General features: G+C 68.2%; 3 protein-coding genes. 1 reads left to right on the forward strand and 2 read right to left on the reverse strand.

The window, feature by feature from the left end:
- Positions 1-67: 67 nt before the first annotated feature.
- Both ABZ348_RS34460 and ABZ348_RS34465 read right to left on the reverse strand, forming a co-directional pair.
- Positions 68-1999, reverse strand: a complete 1932-nt coding sequence (locus tag ABZ348_RS34460) for an HtaA domain-containing protein (RefSeq protein ID WP_358939925.1) — start codon at positions 1997-1999, stop codon at positions 68-70.
- A 456-nt stretch (positions 2000-2455) separates the two neighbouring features.
- Positions 2456-2896 (reverse strand): MmpS family transport accessory protein, encoded by a 441-nt coding sequence (locus ABZ348_RS34465; RefSeq protein WP_358939927.1) that lies wholly within the window; start codon positions 2894-2896, stop codon positions 2456-2458.
- Positions 2897-3261: 365 nt separating this feature from the next.
- Here ABZ348_RS34465 and ABZ348_RS34470 point away from each other — a divergent pair, with 365 nt between their 5' ends.
- Positions 3262-4776: a protein kinase gene (locus ABZ348_RS34470; RefSeq protein ID WP_358939929.1), complete on the forward strand. Its 1515-nt coding sequence runs from the start codon at positions 3262-3264 to the stop codon at positions 4774-4776.
- Positions 4777-4889 lie beyond the last annotated feature (113 nt).

Genomic DNA, 4889 nt, shown 5'->3' on the forward strand with positions numbered 1-4889 from the left:
GTCGGCGGGGCCGAAAGCCCCGCCGACACCGGCCGTCCACCGCGCCGTGCGTCTCCCTGCCGATGCGTCAGCGCACGTCGACCCTGTCGGCGCCGCTGCTGGTGCCCAGGCGGGAGGTGGTGGCCGTGAACACGGCCTTCCAGCTGCCGTCCTTGTTCGCCGTGAACGCCTTGGTGAACGCGCCCTTGCTGTTGGTGCGGACCGTGCTCTGCTTGGACCAGGTCTTGGCGCCGTCGGTCTTGAACCAGATCGTCACCGACTGGCCGGCGGTGTTCTTCCAGGTCCCGTCCAGGCTGCGCAGGGTGCCCGTCACGGTGATCGTGCGACCCTTGCGGACCGGCTCCGGGCCGGCGTTGAAGCTGGAGATCGCCGTCTTCAGACGGACGTCCACGTAATCGCTGGAGCTCACCGCGGCGGCACGGTCGGTGGTGCCGACGGAGCGGGCGCGCCAGTCGCTGTCCTTGGTCGCGGTGACGGAGGCGGAGAAGGTGCCGTTCGTACCGGATGTGACGCTCGTCGCCTTGGTCCAGGCGGTGGCGCCCTTGGCTCGTGATTCGATCACGAGGGAGGTCTTGGCCAGCGGACGCCAGGTGTCGTTGGTCGACCCCATCGTCTGGAGCGTGCCGGTGATGGCCAGCTTGCCGCCCTTCGCCACCGGCTCCGGGGAGGCGTTGAAGGAGGTCACGCGGGTGGGCACGGCGGAGACGGTCAGCGTCGCCGAGGACGTGGCCACCTCACCGATCGCATTGGTGTACACGGCCCGGTAGCGGTTGGAGTTGAGGGCGCCACTCGCCTTCACCGACAGGGTGTTCGAGGTGGCACCGGCTACGGTGGTCCACGTGGCCCCGCGGTCGGTGCTGCGCTCCCAACGGACCGAGTCCGCGCCGGTGGCTGCTGCGGTGAAGGTCGCGGTGGCGCCCGATCGCACGGTGCGGGACTTCGGCTGGGTGGTCACCGCCACGGCGCCGAAGCTGATGGACCGGGCGACGTCCTGGGCGCGCGAGGACATCCAGGTCCTGTCGGTGCCGTCGTGGGAGTTGAAGCTCACGACGAAGCAGGCGGTGGTGAGGCAGTTCACGGCGGGAGCGCCGTTGGGGGTGAAGGTCTCGCCGAGCTTCAGCTTGGTGGTGAAGGTGCCGTCGGCGCCGACCTCACGGATCCAGGCGGCGTTGCCGAAGACGCTCGGGTAGGTGGTGCCGGGCAGTGCAACGGTCTGGGCGAGGTACACACCGCGGCCGGGGAGGTAGCCGCTTCCGGTCACCGTCACCTCGTTCTCCGCGCCGAGGCCGGCCACCTGGCTGACCGTCAGCTTGGGCACGGTGACCTTGCCGCCGATGGCGAGGGTGTCCAGCACGGTGCCGACCGGGTACATGGGCCGCCCCTGGAAGGAGAAGATCTCCGCGCCCTTGTCCGTCAGCGTCGCCGTGATTCCCGACCAGTTGATCGTGGAACCGTTCAGGGCGCTCGCGGACGCCTTCAAGGAGGCGAACGGCACGGTGACGGCGGGCGTCGGGGTGCTGCCCTCCAGATCCGTGGACACGTCGACGTGAAGGGTGCCCACGCCGTCCGTCAGCACGACCCGTGGGTTGGCGAGGGTGATCGCCTTGATCCCGTGTTCGGGAACCGCGTAGGTCACGGAGCCGGAGAAGCGCACGTCGGCGTCACGACCGACGGGATTCACCGAGCCGTGCTTCACGGGGTACGAGATGACCCCGCCCGCGCCCTTGGTCGCGCCCCCGCCCTCGGTCACCGAGCCCCCGAGGCCCGTCACATAGCCGACCCAGGATGCTTTGAAGCCCCAGCCGACCTGGCCGGAGGCCAGGATCGGGGATGCGGCGGTGGCTTCGCCGCTCTTGGGTGCCGCGGCCGTCGCGGCAAGAGCCGCAGACGTCTGTGCGGCGGGGGCCGCAACCGCGGGGACGGCGAGGACGCCCGCGCCCACGGATACGACGGTCAATGCGGCGAGGGCAGCCAGACGGCTGTTGCGAGGCATGGACATGCGTTGCATGTCTCCTTCGGAGAGATAGGGCTACCGACACGTGTAAGTGCGTATCTGCGCCCCGGGCTTGGACAAAGACAGGGAGAGGCCACTCGGAGTGGGGGACCCGAAGTCGACACTGATCATATTAGGTGAGCCTTACCTAAATTGTCACCATCGCTCACCCTTCGACTTAAACCAGTCAGCGAGCAGTGCACCCAACAGGACCGTCTCAGCCGGCATTCAGCGTCCGTGGCGGCGTCCAACCCTCCCGCCCCACCCTTTCCTTACACACCCCCGGTGTATCCGCGCCCGCCTTGACGCGCCCTCACCCGGACGGGACAGCCGCCCCCTACCCCCACCACGCAAAAGGGTGCGCACGACTCCCCGTCGTGCGCACCCTGGATCCTTCACCACCTCGACCGGCGGGACAGGAGAGGTTCCTGCCGCATGGACGGATGGTTCGAGCCGCGTCGGTTACTGAGCGAGCGGCGAGACCGCGACACAGCCCCCGGCGGCGGCGAGGCCGCCTCCGGACTCCTCCGCGATCGCCTTCCCCTTGTAAATGATCTTGCAGGTGACCTTCGCGTCGGCCCCGGCATCGAGCGCGACGGGGAGGACCGACGGGGGCATGATCCCGCGGAGCGTCACGGTCTTCGTCCACGGCAGCGTCGGCTTCTCCACCGTCTCCATCTTGGGTGCCGTTGCGCTTCCGCCACCGGACGAGAACTGGATGGAGTCGACGCTCTTGCCCGTGACCTCGTAGGTGACGTCGTACTCCTCGTTCACCGCCTTGTCGACCTGGTCGACAGCCTCATCCTTCGCGGCATCGCTGATCTCGGAGCAGGCGCCGAGGCCGAACACGAGGCCGGCGGCAACCACGGAGGCCACGGCGGCGGAACGAATGGAACGGTGCATGTACGACCCCTGGATCTTGATATGTGAATCCGCACATAATCGTAAAGACCTGATAAAAGTCAAACCCGAGCACCCCACTCCGGCCCAAGGGTGTTCCCCACGCGCCCGGCACCCTCCGCGGACGGTCCCGGGACCCGACAGGGCCCTTCGGATGCGTTGCCGACAGCCGTCCGGGAGGACCGGCGATGGGAACCGGTTCCCCCACAACAGTGGCGGCGAACCCCTGGCGCACACGGGGGCATTGGGTCTGTTGAAGGCCCTTTCCAACGTGGGGATTTCCCGGGTGCCGAAGGCGGACAGCCGTCATACTGAGCGTCCTGCGCGGGTGGTGAGGCGCGGGACGCGGGATGCACTGGGGGGTGCGCATGGAAACCATTGCGAACAGATACGACGTCACGGGAATCCTCGGACGCGGCGGCATGGGCGTGGTCTACGCGGCCGTCGATCGCGAACTCGGCCGTGAAGTGGCGGTGAAGGTCCTTCCCACCGAATTCCTTCGGGAGCCGGACTTCCGGACCAGGTTCCACCGGGAGGCCCGCACGGTCGCCCGGTTGAACCATCCGGGCGTCGCGGTGCTGCACGACATCGGCGAGGACACGACCCAGGACCCGCCGATGCCCTACCTGGTGATGGAGTTGGTCAAGGGCAGGACCCTCGCCGAGATCGCCGCCGCAGGGCGGTTGACGGTAGAGCAGGCGGTGGGGATCACGCTGGAGATCCTGGAGGCACTGGAGCACAGCCATGCCGAAGGCGTCGTCCACCGGGACATCAAACCGTCCAATGTGATGGTCGTCGGCCCACTGGCAGGGGGCACGGGCAGCAGGAACCGGGCGAAAGTGCTGGACTTCGGCATTGCCAAACTGTTGGCGGACACCTCGACCCGGTTGACGGCGACGGGGGTTTCGGTGGGGACGCCTTCCTACCTTTCGCCGGAACAGGCAGAAGGCGATGCCACGGACGGCCGTTCCGATCTGTACTCCGTGGGCTGTCTGCTCTACGAACTGCTGACGGGGAGCCCACCGTTTCGTGGGGACTCTCCCTTCGTGGTGTTGCTCGCCCATATCCAGAAGCCGCCGACACCACCGATCGAGCTCCGCCCCGACCTCCCCGCCGAAATCGATGCGGTCGTGCTCGGTGCCCTCGCGAAGAAGCCCGCGGAGCGCTTCGCGAACGCGACGGCCATGCACACCGCACTGTCCGACGCGCTGGCCCGATTGGCACCCGATCCCACTACGTCCGGTGCGGCCTTGTCCCTGACGCACCCGGCGACGGTGGTGGACCACGCCCGCTCCCCCGTTGCCGCCAGCCCGGTGGACATCGCGCCCACCGCTCCGGCGACAGTCGTGTCCGCGCCTCGGTCCCGCACCCAATCCCCCGTTGCACCGTCCGCAACGTCCGCACCGGGCACGACAACACCACCACAAACACGACCGGCCGAAGCGCGATCGACCGAAGGGCTACCGGCCGGGTTGGGGCTGCGCTTCCGAGCGCGGTGCCTCGATGCACTGATCCTCCCCCCGGCGTTCGCCCTGATGATGTCGCTCATCTACGGACTCGGGAGCGACGTCGGCCCGACCGGAACGGTGGTGGCGATCCAGCTCTCCTTCGCCACCGCCTTCCTCTACGAGTTCTTCGCCGTCATGGTCTTCGGCACGACGATCGGCAAGCGCGCCCAGGGACTTCGGGTGGTCAACCGCACCACCCACGGCAAACCGGGCTGGGGAGCCCTCGGGCGCGGGTTCGTGTTCTGGGCGCTCATCGCGGGCTGGGGATGGTTCACCATCGTGTTGGTGATCGATCTGCTGTTCCTCGCCCGCAACCGCTCCCGACACCGCTTCCTCCACGAACGGGCCAGCCGCAGCCTCGTCGTCCACGCCTGACGGGTCCTCTGGCATTCCCGGGGGGTGCCCCTATGGGTTTCGTCAACCTGTGGGGGTGGGTTGGGGGTCGTAGAAGGTGCCGTCGCGGAGCATTGCGAACAGCACGTCGGCTC

The sequence above is a fragment of the Streptomyces sp. NPDC005963 genome, from assembly GCF_040638655.1.
GTDB lineage: Bacteria > Actinomycetota > Actinomycetes > Streptomycetales > Streptomycetaceae > Streptomyces.

Bases quoted from the DNA above. Each gene is read 5' to 3' on its own strand.
- ABZ348_RS34460 (WP_358939925.1), bottom strand. From the start codon at position 1,999: ATGTCCATGCCTCGCAACAGCCGTCTGGCTGCCCTCGCCGCATTGACC.
- ABZ348_RS34465 (WP_358939927.1), bottom strand. From the start codon at position 2,896: ATGCACCGTTCCATTCGTTCCGCCGCCGTGGCCTCCGTGGTTGCCGCC.
- ABZ348_RS34470 (WP_358939929.1), top strand. From the start codon at position 3,262: ATGGAAACCATTGCGAACAGATACGACGTCACGGGAATCCTCGGACGC.